Origin of the sequence: Pseudomonas sp. PS01298 (assembly GCF_029959745.1) — a bacterium.
GTDB lineage: Bacteria > Pseudomonadota > Gammaproteobacteria > Pseudomonadales > Pseudomonadaceae > Aquipseudomonas > Aquipseudomonas aylmerensis.
In genome coordinates, this window is sequence record NZ_JASCPP010000001.1 from 1 (window position 1) to 22,039 (window position 22,039).

General features: G+C 60.8%; 19 protein-coding genes and 1 pseudogene. 15 read left to right on the forward strand and 5 right to left on the reverse strand.

Translation table 11 applies throughout. The features are described 5' to 3' along the window. Positions 1-135: 135 nt before the first annotated feature. The 9 genes from QMX97_RS00005 to QMX97_RS00045 all read left to right on the forward strand — a co-directional run bounded on the left by QMX97_RS00005 (position 136) and on the right by QMX97_RS00045 (position 14,308). Positions 136-624, forward strand: coding sequence for a type VI secretion system tube protein Hcp (locus QMX97_RS00005; protein ID WP_005792512.1), 489 nt, complete (start codon positions 136-138; stop codon positions 622-624). Between the two features lie 78 nt (positions 625-702). After that, complete coding sequence (gene tssE / locus QMX97_RS00010; protein ID WP_005792513.1) at positions 703-1,218, forward strand: type VI secretion system baseplate subunit TssE; 516 nt, start codon at positions 703-705, stop codon at positions 1,216-1,218. Further along, the gene (gene tssF / locus QMX97_RS00015; protein WP_282395483.1) at positions 1,215-3,074 is read left to right on the forward strand and encodes a type VI secretion system baseplate subunit TssF; all 1,860 of its coding nucleotides are present in this window, start codon (positions 1,215-1,217) and stop codon (positions 3,072-3,074) included. Before tssE ends, tssF begins: the two co-directional genes overlap by 4 nt. Next, complete coding sequence (tssG, locus tag QMX97_RS00020) at positions 3,038-4,081, forward strand: type VI secretion system baseplate subunit TssG (RefSeq protein WP_282395485.1); 1,044 nt, start codon at positions 3,038-3,040, stop codon at positions 4,079-4,081. The genes tssF and tssG overlap by 37 nt, the downstream gene beginning before the upstream one ends. After that, on the forward strand, positions 4,074-6,731 hold the full coding sequence (gene tssH / locus QMX97_RS00025) for a type VI secretion system ATPase TssH (protein ID WP_201146165.1): 2,658 nt from the start codon (positions 4,074-4,076) through the stop codon (positions 6,729-6,731). Before tssG ends, tssH begins: the two co-directional genes overlap by 8 nt. A 127-nt stretch (positions 6,732-6,858) precedes the next feature. After that, positions 6,859-8,799 carry a type VI secretion system Vgr family protein gene (locus tag QMX97_RS00030; protein WP_065902539.1) on the forward strand — a complete coding sequence of 647 codons (1,941 nt, stop codon included), beginning with the start codon at positions 6,859-6,861 and terminating at the stop codon, positions 8,797-8,799. Between the two features lie 14 nt (positions 8,800-8,813). Beyond that, on the forward strand, positions 8,814-9,248 hold the full coding sequence (locus QMX97_RS00035) for a DcrB-related protein (protein WP_282395491.1): 435 nt from the start codon (positions 8,814-8,816) through the stop codon (positions 9,246-9,248). 12 nt (positions 9,249-9,260) lie between these two features. Further along, on the forward strand, positions 9,261-13,685 hold the full coding sequence (locus QMX97_RS00040) for an RHS repeat-associated core domain-containing protein (protein WP_282395492.1): 4,425 nt from the start codon (positions 9,261-9,263) through the stop codon (positions 13,683-13,685). Next, positions 13,682-14,308 (forward strand): hypothetical protein, encoded by a 627-nt coding sequence (locus QMX97_RS00045; RefSeq protein ID WP_213551345.1) that lies wholly within the window; start codon positions 13,682-13,684, stop codon positions 14,306-14,308. The genes QMX97_RS00040 and QMX97_RS00045 overlap by 4 nt, the downstream gene beginning before the upstream one ends. 116 nt (positions 14,309-14,424) lie before the next feature. Here QMX97_RS00045 and QMX97_RS00050 read toward each other — a convergent pair. Further along, positions 14,425-14,699: pseudogene (locus QMX97_RS00050) on the reverse strand (HU family DNA-binding protein). A gap of 80 nt (positions 14,700-14,779) precedes the next feature. Between QMX97_RS00050 and QMX97_RS00055 the strand changes: the two are divergent. Then, positions 14,780-14,917: a NucA/NucB deoxyribonuclease domain-containing protein gene (locus QMX97_RS00055; protein ID WP_282395645.1), complete on the forward strand. Its 138-nt coding sequence runs from the start codon at positions 14,780-14,782 to the stop codon at positions 14,915-14,917. A gap of 16 nt (positions 14,918-14,933) precedes the next feature. After that, a complete protein-coding gene (locus QMX97_RS00060; protein ID WP_120450545.1) occupies positions 14,934-15,548 on the forward strand; it encodes a DUF6707 family protein in 615 nt (204 codons plus the stop codon). Between the two features lie 159 nt (positions 15,549-15,707). On the opposite strand, the gene QMX97_RS00065 is transcribed toward QMX97_RS00060, so the two are convergent. The 3 genes from QMX97_RS00065 to QMX97_RS00075 all read right to left on the reverse strand — a co-directional run bounded on the left by QMX97_RS00065 (position 15,708) and on the right by QMX97_RS00075 (position 17,528). Continuing rightward, the gene (locus QMX97_RS00065; RefSeq protein WP_003213368.1) at positions 15,708-15,983 is read right to left on the reverse strand and encodes an HU family DNA-binding protein; all 276 of its coding nucleotides are present in this window, start codon (positions 15,981-15,983) and stop codon (positions 15,708-15,710) included. 191 nt (positions 15,984-16,174) lie between these two features. Next, positions 16,175-17,323, reverse strand: coding sequence for an FAD-dependent oxidoreductase (locus QMX97_RS00070; protein WP_065902543.1), 1,149 nt, complete (start codon positions 17,321-17,323; stop codon positions 16,175-16,177). 37 nt (positions 17,324-17,360) lie between these two features. Further along, complete coding sequence (locus QMX97_RS00075) at positions 17,361-17,528, reverse strand: rubredoxin (protein WP_015886569.1); 168 nt, start codon at positions 17,526-17,528, stop codon at positions 17,361-17,363. 195 nt (positions 17,529-17,723) lie between these two features. On the opposite strand from QMX97_RS00075, the gene QMX97_RS00080 reads away from it, so the two are divergent. Further along, entirely contained in the window at positions 17,724-18,287 is a 564-nt protein-coding gene (locus QMX97_RS00080) for a chorismate lyase (RefSeq protein WP_106802274.1), read from the forward strand. Further along, positions 18,287-19,177, forward strand: coding sequence for a 4-hydroxybenzoate octaprenyltransferase (ubiA, locus tag QMX97_RS00085; RefSeq protein WP_065902545.1), 891 nt, complete (start codon positions 18,287-18,289; stop codon positions 19,175-19,177). Before QMX97_RS00080 ends, ubiA begins: the two co-directional genes overlap by 1 nt. Before the next feature lie 189 nt (positions 19,178-19,366). Here the strand turns inward: ubiA and QMX97_RS00090 are convergent, their stop codons facing one another. Beyond that, entirely contained in the window at positions 19,367-19,744 is a 378-nt protein-coding gene (locus QMX97_RS00090; protein WP_065902547.1) for a hypothetical protein, read from the reverse strand. Between the two features lie 154 nt (positions 19,745-19,898). Between QMX97_RS00090 and phoB the strand changes: the two genes are divergently transcribed. Then, the gene (phoB, locus tag QMX97_RS00095) at positions 19,899-20,588 is read left to right on the forward strand and encodes a phosphate regulon transcriptional regulator PhoB (RefSeq protein WP_003176964.1); all 690 of its coding nucleotides are present in this window, start codon (positions 19,899-19,901) and stop codon (positions 20,586-20,588) included. A 136-nt stretch (positions 20,589-20,724) separates the two neighbouring features. Then, positions 20,725-22,011, forward strand: coding sequence for a phosphate regulon sensor histidine kinase PhoR (gene phoR / locus QMX97_RS00100; RefSeq protein ID WP_207200938.1), 1,287 nt, complete (start codon positions 20,725-20,727; stop codon positions 22,009-22,011). The last annotated feature ends 28 nt before the right edge of the window (positions 22,012-22,039 follow it).

The window sequence follows — 22,039 nt, forward strand, 5'->3', positions numbered from 1 at the left end:
GGCTTGCTCGCGAATACGGTGGGTCAGTCGAAACATCTCAGGCTGATACACCGCTTTCGCGAGCAAGCCCGCTCCCACACAAGCGGGCTCCCACACAAACCAAATCGAGTGGCGCACGCCACACAGGGAGAAAACATGGCTGTTGATATTTTCATCAAGATCGGCGACATCAAGGGCGAGTCCATGGACAAGGCCCACAAGGACGAAATCGACGTGCTGAACTGGAGCTGGGGCATGGCCCAGTCCGGCAACATGCACGTGGGCGGTGGCGGCGGTGCGGGCAAGGTGAATATCCAGGACCTGTCGCTGACCAAGTACGTCGACAAGGCGTCGCCGAACCTGATGATGCACTGCGCCAGCGGCAAGCACATCGACAAGGTCAAGCTGACCGTGCGCAAGGCCGGTGGCGAGAGCCAGGTCGAGTACATGGTGATCAACCTGGAAGAAGTGCTGGTCACCTCGCTGAGCACCGGCGGTTCGGGCACCGATGACCGCCTGACCGAAAACGTCACCCTGAACTTCGCCCAAGTGATGGTCGACTACCAGCCGCAGAAAGCCGACGGCACCAAAGACGGCGGCGCGATCAAGTTTGGCTGGAACATCCGTTCCAACACCAAGCGCTGATAGCCCTTGTGGCCGTGGCCCGGCGCCACGGCCCAAGGCTTTGTGTTCCTCTCGCAACCCGTCCGTGGAGCTGCTTTGGTGGTAACTGAAATCGCTTCCCGCGACCGTCTGCAACCGTCCCTGCTGGACCGGTTGACCGACGACGACCCGACCAATCCCAAGGAAAGCGCCGACAAACGCGTGCTGTCCCTGACCCAATTGAAAGCCTCGGTTCTGCGCGACCTGGCGTGGCTGCTCAACACCACGTCGTTGCTGGATGCCGATGCCACCCTGCACACCCCGGCCGGTACTTCGGTGGTCAACTACGGCCTGCCGGCACTGGCGGGCAACAGTGTGTCCAGCGTCGATATCAAGGCCCTGGAAGCCCTGATCTACCAGGCGATCGCCACGTTTGAGCCGCGTATCCTGCGCCACACCTTGCGGGTCAAAGCCCGCGTCGGCCATGGCGAGATGAACCACAACGCGCTGAGTTTCGAGATCGAAGGCGACCTATGGGCACAACCGGTGCCGTTGCGCCTGCTGCTGCAAACCGACCTCGACCTGGAGTCTGGCCACGTGCGCGTGGTGAATGCCGACCAGCGGAGGCGCCCATGAACCCGCGCCTGCTGGAGCTGTACAACCAGGAACTGCACCACGTGCGCGAAAGCGCCGCCGAGTTCGCCAAGGAATACCCGAAGATCGCCAGTCGGCTGACCCTGTCCGGCATGGACTGCGCCGACCCGTACGTCGAACGCCTGCTCGAAGGCTTTGCCTACCTGACGGCCCGCGTACAGCTCAAGCTCGACGCCGAGTACCCGACCTTCACCCACAACCTGCTGGAAATCGCCTACCCGCACTACCTGGCACCGACACCGTCGATGACCGTGGTGCAATTGCAGACCGATCCCGATGAAGGCTCCCTGGCCAGTGGCTTCCCGCTGCCGCGCGACACGGTGTTGCGTGCCGCGCTGGGCCGCGAGACCCAGACCTGCTGCGAGTACCGCACCGCACACCCGGTGACGTTGTGGCCGTTGCAAGTCAGCGGCGCCGAGTACTTCGGCAACCCCGCCGCCGTGCTCGGCCGCCTGGCCGCCAGCGAGCCGAAAGCCAAGGCCGGCCTGCGCCTGACCCTGCGCACCGGCGCCGAATTGCCGTTCAACAGCCTCGACCTCGATAACCTGCCGCTGTACCTGAGCGGCGCCGACGAGCAACCGTTCCGTCTCTACGAGCAATTGCTCGGCAACGCCTGCGCGGTGTTCGCGCGCAAGCCCGGTGGCGACTGGGTCGAACGCCTGCCTCAAGGCGCGTTGCGCTCGCGGGGGTTTGACGACGCCGACGCGGCGATGCCCGTGGTCGCGCGCGCATTCCAGGGCTATCGCCTGCTGCAGGAATACTTCGCCCTGCCCCACCGTTTCCTGTTCGTCGAATTCGCCGAGCTGGGCCGCGCGGTCAAACGCTGCGACGGCCAGGAACTGGAGCTGATCGTCCTGTTCGACCGTCACGAGCCGAGCCTGGAAGGCAGTGTCGGCGCCGCGCAGTTCATGCCGTTCTGCACGCCGGCCATCAACCTGTTTGCGAAACGGGTGGACCGCATCCACTTGTCCGACCGGGTCAACGAACACCATGTGATCGCCGACCGCACCCGGCCGATGGACTTCGAGATTCATTCGTTGAGCGGCATCACCGGCCACGGCACGGGGCCGGAACAGCCGTTTTTGCCGTTCTACGCGGTACGCGATCCGTCGCGGTATGGTCGTGACCAGGCCTACTACACCGTGCGCCGCGAGCCGCGTGTGCTGTCCAGCGATCAGCGCCGCAACGGCCCGCGCTCCACGTATGTGGGCAGTGAAACCTTCGTCAGCCTGGTCGATAGCCAGCAGGCCCCGTACCGCCACGACCTGCGCCAACTCGGCGTGACCGCGCTGTGCACCAACCGCGATTTGCCACTGTTCATGAGTGTGGGCAACGGCAAGACCGACTTCACCCTGGCCGACAGCGCCCCGGTATTGGCCGTGCGTTGCATTGCCGGCCCGAGCCGCCCGCGCGCCAGCCACGCCCATGATGCCAAGGCTTGGCGCCTGATCAGCCAGTTGTCGCTCAACTACCTGTCGCTGAGCGAACAAGGCCAAGGCGCCGGCGCCTTGCGCGAACTGCTGCGCCTGTACGGCGACAGCAACGATGCCGCCCTGCAATTGCAGATCGAAGGCCTGCGCGAAGTCAGCAGCAAAGCGGTGACTCGACGCTTGCCGATGCCCGGCCCGATCGTGTTTGGTCGCGGCCTGGAAATTACCTTGGAATTCGATGAAAACGCGTTTCGCGGCACTGGCGTGTTCCTGCTCGGTGCAGTGCTGGAGCGCTTCCTGGCACGCTACGTGTCGATCAACAGTTTTACCGAGACGGTGATCCGTACCACCGAACGCGGCGAGATCATGCGATGGAAAGCCAAGCCCGGGCGGCGTCCGACCCTGTGAATACACTGGATGCGATGCATCAGGAGCCCTGGGAATACGATTTTTTCCAGGCATTGCGGCGTATCGAGTGCGAATCGCCGGAGCTGCCACGCCTGGGCCATTCCCTGCGCCTGGCGGATGACCCGCTGCGCCTCGGGCAACAGGCCGACTGCACCTTCGCCCCGGCGACCCTGGCCTCGGTCGATCCGGGTGGCGACGGCAAGCCGGCGCGGCTGGAGCAGTTCTTCTTCGGCCTCGGCGGCCCCAACGGCCCGTTGCCGCTGCACATCACCGAGTACGTGCGCGAGCGTCAGCGCAACAACGCCGACAGCACCAGCAAACAGTTCCTGGATATTTTCCACCACCGCCTGCTGAGCCTGTTCTACCGGGCCTGGGCCGAGGCGCGGCCGACCGTCAGCCACGACCGTCCGGACGACGACTACTGGTCCGCACGCCTGGCGGCCTTGAGTGGCCGCGGCATGCCGAGCCTGCTCAACCAGGGCCTGATTCCGGACACCGCGAAGCTGCACTACAGCGGTCACCTGTCGGCGCAAACCCGCTACCCGGACGGCTTGAAGGCGATCCTCGGCGAGTACTTCGGCCTGCCCGTGGAGATCGAGGAATACGTCGGTCAATGGCTGGAACTGCCCGAGCGCAGCCGCATCAGCGTGAGCGCCAATCAACTGGGCGTGGACTTTTGCCTGGGCAGCCACGTGTGGGACCGCCAGCATAAATTTCGCATCCGCCTCGGGCCGCTCAAGCTCGATGACTACATGGGCATGCTGCCCGGCAGCCAGCCGTTCAATGAGCTGGTGGCGTGGGTGGCCGAGTACCTGGGCCATGAACTGGACTGGGACCTGAACCTGGTTTTGCAACAACCCGAAGTGCCGACGCTGCAACTCAACGGCCAGTTCCGCCTGGGCTTCAACACCTGGCTCGGCAAACCTGCACAAGACGCCAACGACCTAATCCTGGCCCGGCACTACGCCGATCACGCCACCACCTCAAGGAATCCAGAGCATGGGTGAAATCAGTCGCGCCGCACTGTTCGGCAAACTCAACAGCGTGGCCTACAAGGCCATCGAAGCCGCCACCGTGTTCTGCAAACTGCGGGGCAACCCGTACGTGGAACTGGCCCACTGGTTTCACCAGTTGCTGCAGCTGCAGGACTCGGACCTGCACCGCATCATTCGCCAGTTCAACGTCGAGCCGGCACGCCTGGCCCGCGACCTGACCGAAGCCCTGGACCGCCTGCCGCGCGGCTCGACCTCGATCACTGACCTGTCATCTCACGTCGAAGAGGCCGTAGAACGCGGCTGGGTCTACGGCAGCCTGATGTTCGGCGAAAGCCAGGTGCGCACCGGTTACCTGGTGCTCGGTATTCTCAAGACCCCGAGCCTGCGCCACGCGTTGCTGGGCTTGTCTTCGGAGTTCGACAAGATCAAGGCCGAAGCCCTGAGCGAACGTTTTGACGAATACGTCGGCGACTCGCCCGAAAATGCCTTGAGCGCCAGCGACGGTTTCAATGCCGGTGCGGTACCAGGCGAAGCCAGCGGCGCGATGGCGCCGAGTGCGATGGGCAAGCAGGAAGCCCTCAAGCGCTTCACCGTCGACCTCACCGAACAGGCCCGCAGCGGCAAGCTCGACCCGATCGTGGGCCGTGACGAAGAGATCCGCCAGTTGGTGGATATCCTGATGCGTCGGCGCCAGAACAACCCGATCCTCACCGGTGAAGCCGGGGTGGGCAAGACCGCCGTGGTCGAAGGTTTCGCCCTGCGCATCGTCGCCGGCGATGTGCCGCCTGCGCTCAAAGACGTGGAACTGCGCAGCCTCGACGTGGGCCTGCTGCAAGCCGGCGCGAGCATGAAAGGCGAGTTCGAACAGCGCCTGCGCCAGGTCATCGAAGACGTCCAGGCTTCGCCCAAGCCGATCATCCTCTTCATCGACGAAGCCCACACGCTGGTAGGTGCCGGTGGCGCCGCCGGCACCGGTGACGCCGCCAACCTGCTCAAGCCTGCCCTCGCCCGTGGCACCTTGCGTACCGTGGCCGCGACGACGTGGGCCGAGTACAAGAAGCACATCGAGAAGGACCCGGCGCTGACCCGGCGTTTCCAGGTCGTGCAAGTGGCCGAGCCGTCGGAAGACAAGGCACTGCTGATGATGCGCGGCGTGGCCTCGACCATGGAAAAACACCATCAGGTGCAGATTCTCGACGAAGCCCTGGAAGCCTCGGTGAAGTTGTCGCACCGCTACATTCCTGCGCGCCAGCTGCCGGACAAATCCGTGAGTTTGCTGGACACCGCCTGCGCTCGTGTCGCCATCAGCCTGCATGCCGTGCCGGCTGAAGTCGATGACAGCCGCCGCCGCATCGAAGCGCTGGAAACCGAGTTGCAGATCATCGCCCGCGAACACGCGATCGGCATCGCCATCGGTACACGCCAGGCCAACAGCGAAGCCTTGCTGAGTGCCGAGCGTGAACGCCTGGCCACCTTGGAAAGCCGCTGGGCCGAAGAGAAAACCTTGGTCGACGAACTGCTGGCGACCCGCGCAACCTTGCGTGAAAAAGCCGGCGTGGTCGACAGCGGCAACGATGAGCTGCGCGCCCAATTGGTCGACCTGCAACAGCGCCTCACGGCCCTGCAAGGCGAAACCCCGCTGATCCTGCCGACCGTGGATTACCAGGCCGTGGCCTCGGTGGTCGCCGACTGGACCGGCATCCCGGTGGGCCGTATGGCGCGCAATGAGCTGGAGACCGTGCTCAACCTCGACCAGCACCTGAAGAAGCGCATCATTGGCCAGGACCACGCGTTGCAGATGATCGCCAAGCGCATCCAGACCTCCCGCGCCGGCCTCGACAACCCGAGCAAGCCGATTGGCGTGTTCATGCTCGCCGGCACGTCGGGCGTGGGCAAGACCGAAACCGCCCTGGCCCTGGCCGAAGCCATGTACGGCGGCGAGCAGAACGTGATCACCATCAACATGAGCGAGTTCCAGGAAGCCCACACGGTGTCGACCCTCAAGGGCGCGCCACCGGGCTACATCGGCTACGGCGAAGGCGGCGTGCTGACCGAGGCGGTGCGGCGCAAACCCTACAGCGTGGTGCTGCTGGACGAGGTGGAAAAAGCCCACCCGGACGTGCACGAGATCTTCTTCCAAGTGTTCGACAAGGGCGTGATGGAAGACGGCGAAGGCCGGGTGATCGACTTCAAGAACACCCTGATCCTGCTGACCACCAACGCCGGCACCGAGCTGATTTCGCAAGTCTGCAAAGACCCTGCGAACACGCCCGAGCCGGAAGAAATCGCCAAGGCCCTGCGCCAGCCGTTGCTGGAGATTTTCCCGCCGGCGCTGCTCGGCCGCCTGGTGACCATTCCTTACTACCCGCTGAGCGACACGATGCTCAAGGCGATCACTCGCCTGCAACTGGACCGCATCAAGAAGCGCGTGGAGAGCACCCACAAGGTCGCCTTCGACTACGACGATGCGGTGGTCGACCTGATCGTCTCGCGCTGCACCGAAACCGAAAGCGGCGGGCGCATGATCGACACCATTCTGACCAACAGCCTGCTGCCGGACATGAGCCGTGAATTCCTCACGCGCATGCTCGAAGGCAAGGCGCTGGCGGGCGTGCGTATCAGCACGCGGGATAACGAATTGCACTACGACTTCAACGATTGACCTGACGGAATGCGATAAAAACTGTGGGAGTTGCCTTGTGTGGGAGCTGGCTTGCCTGCTCCCACACAAGGCAACTCCCACATTGGATTCGGTTTCTTCAGTTATTAAGTCATTTACGGGTTAACCGATGCTATTCAACCAAGCCACACGCCTGGCCAAGATCACCAGCCCCCTCGGGCCGGATGTGCTGCTGCTCAATGAAATGGGCGGCGGTGAAGAGTTAGGCCGGTTGTTCAACTACGAGCTGCAACTGACCTCGCTGGACGCCAACATCGACCTCAACCAGTTGCTGGGCAAGCCGATGAGCGTCGGCCTGCAGCTGGCGGACGGTGGCGAGCGACACTTTCACGGCATCGTCGCGCGCTGCAGCCAGAATATCGACCAGGGCCAGTTCGCCAGCTACCAGGTGACGTTGCGCCCATGGCTGTGGCTGCTGAGCCGCACTTCGGACTGCCGGATTTTCCAGAACCTGAGCATCCCGCAGATCATCAAGCAGGTGTTTCGCGACCTGGGTTTTTCCGACTTCGAGGACGCCCTGAGCCGGCCGTACCGCGAGTGGGAATACTGCGTGCAGTACCGCGAGACCAGTTTCGATTTCGTCAGTCGCCTGATGGAACAGGAAGGCATCTACTACTTCTTCCGCCACGAACAGGATCGCCACGTACTGGTGCTGGCCGACGCCTACGGCGCCCACGCCACGGTGCCCGGCTACGCGTCGATCCCGTACTACCCCAAGGACGAGCAGCAGCGCGAACGCGACCATATGCACAACTGGCACCTGGCGCAGGAAGTACAACCGGGCTCGCTGGAGCTCAACGACTACGACTTCCAACGCCCCAGCGCCAGCATCGACGTGCGCTCGGCAATGCCGCGCCCGCACACCGCCGGCGACTACCCGTTGTATGACTATCCCGGCACCTACGTGCAAAGCGCAGACGGCGAACACTACGCCCGCACCCGGATCGAAGCCCTGCAAACCCTGCATGAGCAGATCGAGTTCAGCGGCAATGCCCGCGGCCTGGGTTCGGGTCACCTGTTCAGCCTTACCGGCTTCAGCCGCCAGGACCAGAACCGCGAATACCTGATCGTCGGCTGCCGTTACTACATCGTCCAGGAAAGCCTGGAAAGCGGCGGCGGCTCGGGGTCTGCACAGTTCGAAAGCAGCCTGACTTGCATCGACGCGCAACAAAGCTTCCGGCCACTGGCCAACACCCACCGCCCAATCGTCAAGGGCCCGCAAACCGCGCTGGTGGTCGGCCCCAAAGGCGAAGAAATCTGGACCGACCAGTACGGCCGCGTGAAGGTGCATTTCTACTGGGACCGCCACGACCAATCCAACGAAAACAGCTCGTGCTGGATTCGCGTGTCGCAATCCTGGGCCGGCAAGAATTGGGGCTCGATGCAGATCCCAAGGATCGGCCAGGAAGTGATTGTGAGCTTTCTGGAAGGTGACCCGGACCGGCCGATCATTACCGGACGCGTCTACAACGCCGAGCAGACGGTGCCCTACGACCTGCCGGAAAACGCGACCCAGAGCGGCATGAAAAGCCGCTCGAGCAAGGGCGGCACGCCGGCGAACTTCAATGAAATCCGTATGGAGGACAAGAAGGGCCTGGAGCAGCTGTACATCCATGCCGAGCGTAACCAGGACATCGTGGTGGAGGTGGATGAAAGCCACTCGGTGGGGCATGACCGTAACAAAAGTATTGGCCACAACGAGACGGTGACGATTGGCAATAACCGCCTGCGCATCGTCAAGCAGCAAGACATCCTCTCGGTAGGCCAGAGAAAGACCGACAGCATCAGCCAGAGCTACGTGATTGAAGTGGGCGAAAACCTGCGCCTGGTCTGCGGTGAAAGCATCCTGGAGCTGAACGCGAGCGGGCAGATCAACCTGACCGGCGTGCAAATCAGCTTCTACGCCAGCGGTGATGCCGAATTCAACACCGGCGGCGTGCTGCACCTGAACAACGGCGGCGGCCCCGGCGCCACACCCGATGGCCAAGGCCAGAAAAGCGCCATCGACGCCAACATCAAAGCCGCGTTCCCCGCGCCTAAAAGCTCCTGACGAGACCTGTTTTCATGACGTATCGAATTAACGAATTCCAGTTTCAACTGCCCGCCAGCGATCTGCAGGACGCGACCATCAACATCCTCAAGTTCCCTGAATTGGGGACCTCCCTGATCGTCAGCCGCAGCCTGCTCGCCGAGGGTGAAACCCTGCACAGCAACTTCAATGACCAACTCCAGCGCCTGGAAAAACAGGTGCAGGATCTGCGCTACCAACCGGGGGTCGATGTGCGTCTGGGCGCCGCCCAAGAGGTGCAAGGCATCGAGCTGCGCAGCCAGTTCAACAAGGGCAATGACAAGGTTTTCCAGTATCAGCTGGCATTGGTGATACCGGGCACGCGCAAGATGCTCGCCTTGAGCTATGTGAAGGCAGACACGCTTGGGGATGCCGAGGCGGCGCACTGGGCATTGATCAAAAACTCGCTGTCGTTCGACGCTGTTTCCTGATGAGTTGCCTGCATGTCTGACGCGTTATGGGCAGCCCGGATGGGCGATGCGCTGACCCACACCTCGATGATGGCGGATATCCTGGGTGGGGTGCTGGAGGTGGCGGCCAACGTGGCGATCACGGCACTGGCGACTGCGGCGGTGGCGGCGGCGATTGGCGTCACCGTCGCCACCGCAGGTATCGGTGGCTGCATCCTCGGTGCAGTGGTGGGCATCGTGGTCGGTATGGCCATGAGCAAGACAGGGGCCGACAAGGGCCTCAGTAAGATGTGCGAGAGTTTCGCCAACGCGCTGTTCCCGCCCGTGGTGGAAGCCACGATTGCGGTGGGTTCGACCGACACTTTCGTCAACAGCATTCCGGCTGCGCGTGCTGCAGGGTCGATCCCCTCGCACGTGGCTCCCGCAGGCACGGAGCTTGAGCAGGCACCGCCTGAGCCCGACCCCGAGCCACAACCCGAGCCTGGCTTCCTGGACATGGCCGAGGGTTTCTTCTCCCAGCTATGGCGGCCCACCGTCGCCACGCCTGCACCGGGCGTGGTACCGGCGCTTACCGACATGGTCCTGTGTGCCCGCCACCCACCGATGCCGCCGCAGCTCCTGGCCGAGGGTTCGGACAAGGTCACCATCAATGGGCAACCCGCCGTGCGCAGCGGTGATCGCAGCATGTGCGAGGCGACTGTGGTGTCGTCGGGGCTGATCTCGCCGAATGTCACGATTGGCGGCGGCACGGTGGTGGTGCAGGAGATCCGCAGCGGGAAAACCCCAGGAGTGGGGTTGGCAATTGAAGCATTGATGATGCTTAAAGGAGCCAAGGGCAAGACGCTGAGTAATTTGCCGTGCATGTTGCTCGGCGGTGTCAGTTCCTTTGCCGTAAGCCAGGCCATCGGCGCCATGACTAATGCCGCAATGTCTTCACTTAACCCTGTGCATGCCGCGACAGGCGCCAAAATACTGGGCGGCCAGAATGAACTGGATTTTGTACTGCCAGGTGCGTTACCCATGGCCTGGCAGCGCGTCTATAACAGCCACGATATGCGCAAGACAGGGCTCTTCGGCGCGGGCTGGAGCGTTGCCTATGAGGTGAGCGTCGAAATTTTGATGCACCCTGAAGGCGGCGAGGAGCTGATCTACACAGATGAGCAAGGACGGCGTATCAGCCTGGGCTCGCTTGCGCCAGGCAGCGCAATGTTCAGCCCTGCAGAAGTGCTTAGCTTCAGGCGTCATCACAACGGTCAGTTATTGATCGAGAGCGATGACGGATTGTATCGCCTGTTCGATCTCACGCCAGGTTCGACCACGCACCTTCGGTTGAGTCAGTTGGGGGATCGCAATGACAACCGGATTTTCGTTGACTACCACGAGGATGGTCGCATTGCGCGCCTCGTGGACACATCAAGTCAGGTCCAGGTTGAGCTGGTTTACGCCCAGAGTCGCCTGGAGCGAATCGAACGCCTGTACACCGACCAGTCGCGCGAGGTCCTCGTCAGCTACCGCTACGACGCGATAGGTGAATTGGTGCAAGTGAGCAACGCGTCCGGCGAGGTTCAGCGCCGCTTTGCCTACGACGCCGGGCGCAGGATGATTGAACACCAGCTGCCTACCGGCCTGCGCTGCTTTTATGAGTGGGGGCTCGTCGACAACACTGAATGGCGAGTGGTACGGCACTGGACTGACGAGGGCGACGCCTACCAATTCGATTATGACTTGCAAAAGGGCATCACACGCGTCACAGACAGCCTGCAACGTATCAGTACTCGTCAGTGGAATGCTCAGCATCAGATAATCGCGTTCACCGACAATCTGGATAAAACCTGGCTTTTTGAGTGGAACGAAGAGCGTCAGTTACTGAGCGCCACGGACCCTCAAGGGGGGCGCTACCAATACAGCTACGATGAGTCCGGCAACCTCACGGCTGAGACGGATCCACTCGGGCGTAGCGTATCCACGCGTTGGCTGGAGCATTGGTCGCTGCCGCGCACACAAACCGACGCCGCCGGCAACACCTGGCAGTATCGCTATGATCAGCGCGGTAACTGTGTCGCCGAGACCGACCCGCTGGGTCATACGACCCGGTATCGCTACAACGCACAAGGCCTGGTGGTGGAGGTCACTGATGCGACCGGCAAAAGCAAACAGTTGAAATGGAATACGCTCGGGCAACTGACCGACCACTTGGATTGCTCGGGATTCCCGACTCGCTTTGGCTACGACCGACATGGGTACTTGCAGGTGATCACCAATGCAATGGGCGAACGGACGCAGTTCCAGCATGACCGCCAGGGTCGGCTGATCAGCAAGCAATTTCCGGACGGGCGAACCGAATATTTTCAGCGCGACAGTTCCGGCCTACTGTTGGGTCATACAGACCCTGCTGGGCACAGTACCCTTTACCAACACAATCGCAGGGGCCAGGTCTGCCTACGTACTGATGCACAGGGTCGCCAAGTTAGCCTGGGCTACGACACGTTCGGCCGGCTACAGTCGTTGAGCAACGAAAATGGTGAGCGCTATCGGTTCACCTGGGATGCGTGCGATCGGATGATCCAACAACAAGGCCTCGACGGTGGCACAAAATCCTACGCCTACGATGGGCTGGACAACCTGATCCGAGTGACATCCACGCCAGCGCCTTATGGCACCGGGCTCGCAATTGTCGCCCAAGCACCTGAAGCACCGATCATTCACCAATTGGAACGCGACGCTGTTGGCCGGTTAATCGCAAAAGTCACAGATGACGGCCGCACCGAATACCAGTACGACCCACTGAGCCAACTCAGCGCCGTCACGTTCAAGGATGCGTCGGGCGTTGAACAGAGCCTTGGTTTTGCCTACAACGCGCTCGGCCATCTGCTTGAGGAACACAGTGCCTCTGGCAGTCTTCACCATCGCTATGATGAACTCGGCAATCTGATACAAACCCAGTTGCCTGATGGACGCTGGCTCAACCGCCTCTACTACGGCAGCGGTCATTTGCACCAGATCAATCTTGACGGCGAGTTGATCAGTGACTTCGAGCGTGACCGACTCCATCGTGAAGTATTGCGCACTCAGGGCCAGCTCAGTACGCACAGCGACTACGATCCCGTGGGCCGCTTACGTGCTCGCACACGCCGTCATGACAGCCAGCCCGCCTTGTTGCCACCCGATACGCAAAGACAGTTTGACTACGACCCTGCTGACAATTTGATCGGAAAGCTGGACCAGAGGCCCTCTGTACGCCATCAAAAACTGTTTCATTACGACGCAACTGACCGCCTTATCGCGAGCCAAGACCCTTTGTACGGCACCCGTGAGACCTTTGCCTATGACGCAGCAGCCAACTTGCTCGACAGCGCCCATTCAAGCCAGGAAAAGGTGCTCCACAACAGATTGGTCAGCTTTCAAGACAAGCGTTATCGCTATGACGGCTTCGGCCGAATAATCGAAAAGCGTAGCGGACGATACGGTGTACAAAGATTCAGCTATGACGCCGAAAGCCGCCTGATAGAAGTACGCAATGAAAAGGGCCATGTGGTTCGGATGGCCTACGACCCGCTAGACCGGCGTATTGAAAAAACCGAACAAGATCGCAATGGTTATACCTTGAGCCAAGTCAGCTTCACCTGGGACGGTCTGCGGCTGCTCTCAGAGCGACAAAATGGGCGCAGTAGCCTCTATGTATATCTCAATCAAGGACACGAGCCTTTGGCGCGAGTCGATGGACTGGGCGCGCACAAAAAGATCCGTTATTACCACAACGACCTCAATGGCTTGCCTGAGCAATTGACCGAGAGCGATGGCAGCATCGTCTGGAAAGCGATCTATCAGGTATGGGGCAATACCGTGAGTGAAGAACGCGAGCCCTATTATCTGGAAGATCAGAATATTCGCTTCCAAGGCCAGTATCTCGACCGGGAAACCGGACTGCACTACAACACGTTCCGCTTTTATGACCCCGATGTCGGCAGATTCACCACAGAAGACCCGGTTGGATTACTGGGCGGCATTAACCTCTACCAGTACGCCACCAATCCTCTGGGCTGGAGTGACCCACTAGGCTGGTGCTCGACGAAGCTGGGCAAAAATATGGGGGCTCGCAAAGGTGACGGTATGGCCAACCATCACTTGATACCCGAAGAGCTGATCAAGCACAAAGAGTTCGGCAAAATGTTCTCCAGGCTGAAAAAGATAGGTTGGGACCCAGATGGCGCCTCCAATGGTGTTTTCCTGCCAGGATCAAAGGACCTTGCCGCTAAAACGCAGCTTCCTGGGCATTGGTCGAACCATAACAATTACACCGATGCCGTCAGGGATAGACTCAGGGGTTTGAACAAACAACAAGCCGGGCTATCTGACATGGACCTTGCACTGGAAGTCTCGAACATCCAGAAATGGGCGAGCGGCGGGCTGCAGAATGGCCTCTTCAAAACTGATGCAGTGACAGGACGACTTTTATGACCGGCGCCAGCGCTGATTTCTTCATCGTGAATTACCACACCAACGGGGCGGATGCTCCCAGTTTCTTTGAGTCGGACTGGATCCCTCCCGTTCCGGAGTTTCATTACCCTTCAGAAACACCGGATGAACGTGAGTTTGCTAGCGCTTATAAAGTCAAAGTCAAGATCAAGGAGTTGAAGGCGGACCTCATGATTGAGGAGTTGCTGGCGACAGATGCAGTCTTGAACATCTGCGAAACACTTGAGGTTCCTCATATCACGCGCACGGTCGAGATAGAATTAAAAGGCAAAAAGGCACCCGAAAAGCACTACAACCTGTTTGTTCCGACCACCCGACTCAGCCTGCTTGACCTTGAGCATTCGATATTTACCATCGACCGCGATAAATACACCGGCAAACTCAAGACTCCAGAAGAAAGTGATGTACCCGCAATAGTTTTTGAATCCATCGAATCATTCAAAATAAAACCAGGTATTCATCAACACTTGTTTCTATGCACGGATATTAACGAAACCGTCTGCTCCGCTGAGTTCAAGGCGATGTTCGAATCCAAGGCGCTCTTTGGGCTTGAGTTCATACCGTTGGATGCCAGTTATAAATTCGATCCTTGGGGGGAGCTATAACCGGGGTGCCTACTACTGGACCTTTACATTCTCCAGCCTACAAAAAATGGGCACCCGACCCAGTCGGCGTGCCCATCTTTTTTACCGCCCCGCCTCCCTACGAGACGGTATCGCTATTACGGGTTGACGCTGTCTTTGAGCGACTTGCCCGGCTTGAACGCAACGGTGTTGCTCGCCTTGATCTTCACCGGCTCACCGGTTTGCGGGTTCTTGCCGGTGCGGGCGCCGCGGTGGCGTTGCAGGAAGGTGCCGAAGCCAACCAGGGTGACGCTGTCCTTGCGATGCAGCGCGCCGGTGATTTCTTCGAGCACGGCGTTGAGTACGCGGTTGGCCTGCTCTTTGGTCAGGTCTGCTTTTCTGCAATAGCGGCTGCGAGGTCTGGTTTACGCATAAGTGAAGCCTCTTTGACGGGTTTTTTATGTCCGTGCTGCTCTCTTCTGGAGCAGCGCCCAAGGGGCCGCAGGCTCTACTCTGCGACAGACAGAAGGTGGCAAAGGGGCTAGCGTCAGGTACATCGACCCTAGCGACAACCGAGGCGCAGGCTCCTCGATCGCGCATGCCCTGAGCGGCTATGACGACGGGACCCGAGTAAAAATAGTCGTGAAGTAACCGATTGGAGATTTCCATGCAGATCACAGAAGCACTTGATTCACTCTCTGCTGCCAGCGGCCCATTGGCAGACCGCGTGTCGAAAGTGGCAGCCAAATACAATAAAACCCAGAAGTCACGTATCGAATCGCTGACCCGTCTGGCTTACCTGTTGTACGTCATCAATGAAAAAGACCTGGCCGAGCAGCTCACTGCACCGCTGAGCAAAATCCCTTTTGAAAATAACTATGACTATTGGGTCTGGATCGAGGCGTCACTGGTACTCAACGGCACCCTGGCGAGGGCGCGCGGTGATGAGCCCGTGTACGCTGATGCGCTTGCTCGTGTATTGGCGGCGCTGAACACCGGAAACGAGCTGCAAGTCACGGTGAAGCGCAACACCCATGAACGCTTTGTAAGAGGCGAGACCTTGAGCCTGGACAAAATCCAGGACGCGGAGAACGAGGGCGACTTTGTGACAGAGGGCAATCAACGTGTCACTTACCTGATGAGCCTGTTAAAAATTCAGTTCTTTGATAAACCCGAACATTACCCGCGCGAAAAGATAAAAGCCGATATCGAAGAAAACGTCGCCAGAATCAATGAAATCATTGGCAAGATCGGATTAGAAAAGCTCACGCCATTCAAATGAAGACTCATCAGAAAGCTCCAGATAAAAAGCTGTCTATGACAAGGCGGACGGGGCAGATTGCATTACCGTCTTGTTTAATCCAATAAAAAATGGGCACCCGACCCAGTCGGCGTGCCCATCTTTTTTACCGCCCCGCCTCCCTACGAGACGGTATCGCTATTACGGGTTGACGCTGTCTTTGAGCGACTTGCCCGGCTTGAACGCAACGGTGTTGCTCGCCTTGATCTTCACCGGCTCACCGGTTTGCGGGTTCTTGCCGGTGCGGGCGCCGCGGTGGCGTTGCAGGAAGGTGCCGAAGCCAACCAGGGTGACGCTGTCCTTGCGATGCAGCGCGCCGGTGATTTCTTCGAGTACGGCGTTGAGTACGCGGTTGGCCTGTTCTTTGGTCAGGTCTGCTTTTTCTGCAATAGCGGCTGCGAGTTCTGGTTTACGCATAAGTGAAGCCTCTTTGACGGTTTTTTGTTGTTATGTCCGTGCTGCTCTCTTCTGGAGCAGCGCCCAAGGCGCCGCAGGCTCTACTCTGCGGCAGACGGGAGTGAGGATGGCATGCCCTCGCACGCTCCGCCAGTCTCGCGGCGACCTTTCTGGGCACAAAAACGTGCTTATTCCGACAGAACGACCGGTATTTACGCCAGCAAAGGCGGAAGTTCTTTGTTGAGGGCCAGTTTGTCCATCACGGCGCTGCCGGTCAGGGCATAACCCAGCAGGCGGCCACTGGCGTCGCGGCACAAGGCCTTGATGTCGGCCCCCTGCCCTTCAACGCTCCACACGCCTTCGGTGCCGCGTGGCGGTGGCGACACCACCAGCGGGCAGACCGGCGTCTTGACGGTGACCGGCATCGGGCCGTAGCTGACCGCCGTGGCGTTGCCGGCCAAGGTCTGGGCCAGGGCACGGGCGCAGCTCATCAGTGGCATCACGTACAGCAGGTTGAGACCGTCGACTTCGGCGCAGTCGCCCAAGGCGTAGATATTGGCGTGGGAGGTCTTGAGGTGGCGGTCGACCATGATCCCGCGATTGATCTGCAAGCCGGCAGCCGCCGCCAGGTCGACGCGCGGGCGCAGGCCGATGGCCGAGACCACTAGGTCGCAGTGGATCACTTCACCGTCGGACAGGTGCGCTTCCAGGCCGTCCGCGCTGCGCTGCAGGCGATTGAGCACCGGGCCGAGATGGAAGCGTGCGCCCAGGCTCTCGAGCCCGGCCTGCACGGCCGCGGCTGCCGCCGGGTGCAGCAAGGTCGGCATGACTTGCTCGCACGGCGCCACCAGGTCGATTTCATAGCCGCCAAGGATCAGGTCGTTGGCGAATTCGCAACCGATCAACCCGGCGCCAAGCAGCAGCACGCGGCGCTTGCCGGCAGCGGCAGCCCGAAAGCGCGCGTAGTCCTCGAGGTCGTTGATCGGGAACACCAACTCGCCCGCATCGCCTTCGACCGGCACGCGCACGGTTTCGGCGCCCCAGGCCAGGATCAGGTCGCGATAGGCCACGGCTTCCTCGCCGATCCACAGGCGCTTGTGGCCGGGGTCGATGCCGCTGACGCGGGTGTGAGTGCGCACCTCGGCCTTGAGTTGCTCGGCCATGGCACCCGGTTCGGCCATGCTCAGGCCATCGGCTTCCTTGTTCTTGCCAAAGCCGGTGGAGAGCATGGGCTTGGAGTAGGAGCGGCCGTCATCCGCAGTGATCAGCAGCAACGGGGTCTCGCTGTCGAGCTTGCGAAACTCCCGGGCCACGTTGTAACCGGCCAATCCTGTGCCGATGATCACGACAGGTGCGTTCATTCCTTTCTCCTTGTAGTACGTTTCTTAAATGTTCAGATCAGCCGATTTCGATCATTTCGAAATCCATCTTGCCCACGCCGCAGTCCGGGCACAGCCAATCTTCCGGGACGTCTTCCCAACGGGTGCCAGGCAGAATTCCGTCATCCGGCCAGCCGTCTTTCTCGTCATAGATCAGGCCGCAGACTACACATTGCCACTTCTTCATTACTTGCTTCCTCAGGGTCCAGGCATCTTGGCCGACGGTCGATAGACCAACGTTGCCGTGCGGCTCAGGGCGTTTTGTACTGATCGGGGCCGGCAGATGCAAGCATGATCGACGCAAACGGCGGGTTCCGCCCGGCAAAAGCTCAGGATGCCATGGTAAGCTCGCCGCCTCTTTTGCTGCCAATACTGACTCACTGTGCCGCACTCAACCGCCCTTCCCGATGCTTGCCAATGGCTGACCCAGAGCCTTCTGGTCCCAGCGCCTGCACCCTTGACCCTCGATTGGCTGTTCGACGAAGGCTCACTCACGCGCAGGCTGACGTGGCTGTCCGACGACGGCTTCAGCGTGACACCGCTGTTCGAAGGCTGGCAGCCGCTGCGCGACGATGAATGTGCCGCATTGGGCCTGGCCCCGGCCACGATCGGCTGGGTACGCGAAGTGTATTTGCGCGGACACGGCCAGCCGTGGGTGTTCGCCCGCAGCGTCGCGGCCCGCAGCGCACTGCAGGGCGACGGGCTGCACATGGACGAACTCGGCAGCCGCTCGCTGGGCGAACTGTTGTTCTGCGACCATGCGTTCACCCGCCAGGCCATCGAAGTATGCCGCTACCCTCGCCCATGGCTGCCCACCGCGGACCAGGTCGACGGGCTGTGGGCACGTCGCTCGCGCTTTGATCGCGGGCCGTTGAGCGTGTTGGTGGCGGAAATCTTCCTGCCGAGCTTCTGGCAGGCGCTGCATGATCATCCGGAGAACTGCTGATGTACCAACGTCTGCTCAAGTCCCTGAACCGCCTGAACCCCAGGGCCTGGGATTTCATTCAGTTGACGCGCATGGACAAGCCCATCGGCATCTACCTGCTGCTGTGGCCGACACTGTGGGCGCTGTGGATCGCCGGCAAGGGCTCGCCGTCCTTGGGCAATATCGTGATTTTCGTGCTGGGCGTGGTGCTGACCCGGGCCGGCGGCTGCGTGATCAATGACTGGGCCGACCGCAAGGTCGACGGCCATGTGAAGCGCACCGAGCAACGCCCGCTGGTCAGCGGCAAGATCAGCTCGAAAGAGGCGCTGGTGTTTTTCGCGGTGCTGATGGGCATCAGTTTCCTGCTGGTACTGCTGACCAACGCCACCACCATCCTGCTGTCCCTGGGCGGCCTGGCCTTGGCGGCGAGCTACCCGTTCATGAAGCGCTACACCTATTACCCGCAGGTGGTGCTGGGCGCGGCGTTTTCCTGGGGCATGCCGATGGCGTTCACCGCCGAGACCGGCCACCTGCCGGCCACGGCGTGGCTGCTGTATATCGCCAACCTGCTGTGGACGGTGGGTTACGACACCTATTACGCAATGACGGACCGTGACGACGACTTGAAGATCGGCGTGAAATCCACCGCCATTCTGTTTGGCGATGCGGACCGCGTGATCATCCTGACCCTGCAGGGCCTGGCACTGGTGTGCCTGTTGCTCGCCGGCGCAAGGTTTGAGCTGGGTGGCTGGTTCCACTTGGGATTGTTGGCGGCAGCGGGCTGTTTTGCCTGGGAGTTCTGGTACACCCGCGACAGGGACCGCCTCAAATGCTTCAAGGCGTTCTTGCACAACCACTGGGCCGGGTTGGCGATATTTGTCGGGATTGTGGCGGATTACGCATTGCGGTGAGCCGGGCTGTCAGGGCGATGGGGCTTGATGTGGCGAGCGGGCTTGCCCCGCGTTGGGGCGCGAAGCACCCCCAAAACCTGGCGACGCGTTATTTCTGAAATACCGCAGTAGTTTCTACTGGGGCCGCTTCGCGCCCCAACGCGGGGCAAGCCCGCTCACCACAACAGGCCCGCCCGCGACAGGATTACCTTACGGCTTGATGATGTGCCATGCACCGCCCTTGCCATCACCGGTCTTGTCACCGGCCTTTTTGTCATCCTTGTAGGTGTACACCGGCTTGCCTTTGTAGGCCCATTGGCTGGTCTGGTCGTCACGGGTGATGACCGTCCAATCACCAGTCGACTTGTCGGTGGAATCCGCCTTCAGCGGCGGCCAGTTGGTCGCGCATTGATCCTTGCACACGGATTTGCCGTCGGCATCCTTGTCGAAGGTGTAGAGGGTCAAGCCCTTGTGGTCGACAAGCATCCCGTCTTTAGTCATCGCCGGCTCCGCCGCGAATGCCAGGGTCGGCAGCGTCAACGCCGCCGTGACCAGCAGGGCTTTCCAGGAAATTGTGCTGTAAGTCATCGGAACCTTCCTTTTCTGGTTGTAAGGATTCGGACCCAAAGCGTAGTCCAGAGAGGCGCGAATTGCCCAAGCGACTAAATTACTGTCACACGACTGCAATAATTCCGTTATCTAATGCGGCGCAAGACAGTTAAATGACAAGAGGATTTTAGGCATGGTTGGCAGGAGCATTCTGATCGTTGACGACGAAGCGCCCATTCGCGAGATGATCGCCGTTGCGTTGGAAATGGCCGGCTATGACTGCCTGGAGGCGGAGAACTCCCAGCAGGCCCATGCCATTATCGTCGACCGCAAGCCGGACCTGATCCTGCTGGACTGGATGCTGCCCGGCACCTCCGGTATCGAACTGGCCCGCCGCCTCAAGCGCGATGAGCTGACCGGGGACATCCCGATCATCATGCTCACGGCCAAGGGCGAGGAAGACAACAAGATCCAGGGCCTGGAAGTCGGCGCCGACGACTACATCACCAAGCCGTTTTCCCCCCGCGAACTGGTCGCTCGCCTCAAAGCTGTACTGCGGCGCGCCGGTCCTACCGATGGCGAAGCGCCAATCGAAGTCGGCGGCCTGCTGCTGGACCCGATCAGCCACCGCGTGACCATCGACGGCAAGCCAGCCGAGATGGGCCCGACTGAATACCGCCTGCTGCAATTCTTCATGACCCACCAGGAGCGTGCCTACACCCGTGGCCAGTTGCTCGACCAGGTGTGGGGCGGCAACGTGTATGTCGAAGAGCGCACTGTGGACGTGCATATCCGCCGCCTGCGCAAAGCCTTGGGCGATGCCTACGAGAATCTGGTACAAACCGTGCGCGGCACCGGTTATCGGTTTTCCACCAAGGGTTGAAAGCAGCTGCAAGCTCTCAGCTACAAGCGGCAAGTAGAAGCTGATCTGCTCTGACTTGAAGCTTGCAGCTTGAAAATTTTCACTGTCCGAAGGACCGATTGTGAACCAAAACTGGCATGGCACCCTGATCCGCCACATGCTTTTGCTGATCACCGGCTGCCTGTTGGTGGGCCTGGTGAGTGGTTATTACGGCTGGAGCCTGGCAGTCGGCATTGCCTTGTACCTGGGCTGGACCCTCAAGCAATTGCTGCGCCTGCATGAATGGCTGCGCCAGCACAAACCCGACGAAGCGCCACCCGACGGCTACGGCTTGTGGGGCGAGGTGTTCGACAGCATCTACCACCTGCAACGCCGCGACCAACGGGTGCGCGGACGCCTGCAAGCGGTGATCGACCGGGTGCAGGAGTCCACCGCCGCGCTCAAAGACGCGGTGATCATGCTCGACAGCGACGGCAACCTGGAATGGTGGAACCGCGCCGCCGAAACCCTGCTGGGCCTCAAGACGCCCCAGGACAGCGGCCAGCCGGTGACCAACCTGGTGCGTCACCCGCGCTTCAAGGAGTACTTCGAGCAGGAGAACTACGAAGAAGCCCTGGAAATCCCCTCGCCCACCAATGACCGCGTACGGATCCAGCTGTACCTGACGCGCTACGGCAACAACGAGCACTTGATGCTGGTGCGCGACGTGACGCGTATCCACCAGTTGGAACAGATGCGCAAAGACTTCGTCGCCAACGTCTCCCACGAACTGCGCACGCCCTTGACGGTGATCTGCGGGTACCTGGAGACGCTGCTGGACAATGTCGACGAGATCAACCCGCGCTGGAGCCGTGCCCTGCAGCAGATGCAGCAGCAGGGTTCACGCATGCAGACACTGCTCAACGACCTGCTGTTGCTGGCCAAGCTCGAAGCCACCGACTACCCCTCGGATAACCATCCGGTGGCCGTACAGAGCCTGTTGCAGACCATCAAGAATGACGCCCAGGCGCTCTCCGGCCAACGCGGGCAGCAGATCACCCTGGAAGCCGATCCGGCCGTGCTGCTCAAGGGCAGCGAAGGCGAATTGCGCAGCGCGTTTTCCAACCTGGTGTTCAACGCCGTGAAGTACACCCAGGACAAGGGCAATATCCGCATCCGTTGGTGGGCCGACGAGCACGGCGCGCACTTGAGCGTGCAGGACTCCGGCATCGGCATCGACGCCAAGCACCTGCCGCGCCTGACCGAACGTTTCTACCGCGTCGACTCCAGCCGCAACTCCAACACCGGCGGCACCGGGCTTGGCCTGGCGATCGTCAAGCACGTGCTGCTGCGCCACCGCGCGCGCCTGGAAATCAGCAGCGTGCTGGGCCATGGCAGTACGTTCACCTGCCATTTTCCGCCGGCGCAGGTAACCCGTTCGCGGGGGGTTGGAACAGATGAGTAACTTGAAAACGACACACCCCTAAATGTGG